The organism is Bacillus sp. SSR7 (assembly GCF_055902415.1).
On sequence record NZ_JBVVXV010000045.1, the window covers coordinates 1 to 968 of the forward strand.

The 968-nt window shown below is 38.0% G+C and carries 1 protein-coding gene and 1 pseudogene; both read left to right on the forward strand.

What is annotated here, in order from left to right:
- On the forward strand, positions 1-579 hold a 579-nt coding region (locus tag AC0NJG_RS28560), incomplete at its 5' end, for a lyase family protein (RefSeq protein ID WP_048519483.1).
- 57 nt (positions 580-636) lie between these two features.
- Positions 637-968: pseudogene (locus tag AC0NJG_RS28565) on the forward strand (NAD-dependent malic enzyme); the annotation flags it as partial.

The window sequence follows — 968 nt, forward strand, 5'->3', positions numbered from 1 at the left end:
AAAGTATGTATGATGAATATGTCTAAAATTGCGAATGACCTTCGCTTAATGGCATCAGGTCCACGTGTTGGCTTAGCGGAAATTATGCTACCTGCTCGTCAACCAGGTTCATCTATTATGCCAGGGAAAGTAAACCCTGTTATGCCAGAGGTAATTAATCAAATTGCGTTCCAAGTAATTGGTAACGACCATACAATTTGCCTTGCTTCAGAAGCAGGTCAATTAGAATTAAACGTTATGGAACCAGTACTTGTTTTCAACTTACTTCAATCCATTAGCATTATGAATAACGGTTTCCGTGCCTTTACAGATAATTGCTTAAAAGGAATTGAAGCGAATGAAGATCGCTTAAAAGAGTATGTTGAGAAGAGTGTAGGAATTATTACAGCCGTGAACCCTCATATCGGTTATGAAGCAGCAGCTCGCGTTGCGAAAGAAGCAATTGCGACAGGGCAATCCGTTCGAGAACTTTGTGTGAAAAATGGTGTACTGTCACAAGAAGACTTAGAGTTAATTCTAGATCCATTCGAAATGACGCACCCAGGGATTGCAGGAGCAACTCTTTTAAAGAAAAATTAACAGAAGAGGAGGGGGGACAAGCCCCTCTTTTTTGTTTACAATATAGAAATGCTATATATGAATAGAGGTAGGGATGTTATGAGTAAGTTTACAGTAGCTTCTAATGGTTCATTAGAAACGACATTAAGAGGAGTAGAAGTATTATCAACACCACTTTTAAATAAAGGGGTCGCTTTCACGCAAGAAGAAAGAGAAGAATTAGGTTTAAAAGGGTTATTACCGCCAGCGGTTTTAACATTGGAAGAACAAGCACGCCGAGCATACGAACAATTTTGTTCTCAGCCTGATGATTTATTAAAGAATGTATACTTAACAGCGTTACATGATCGAAATGAAGTATTATTTTATCGTATTTTAACAGATCATTTACGCGAAATGTTACCAATCGT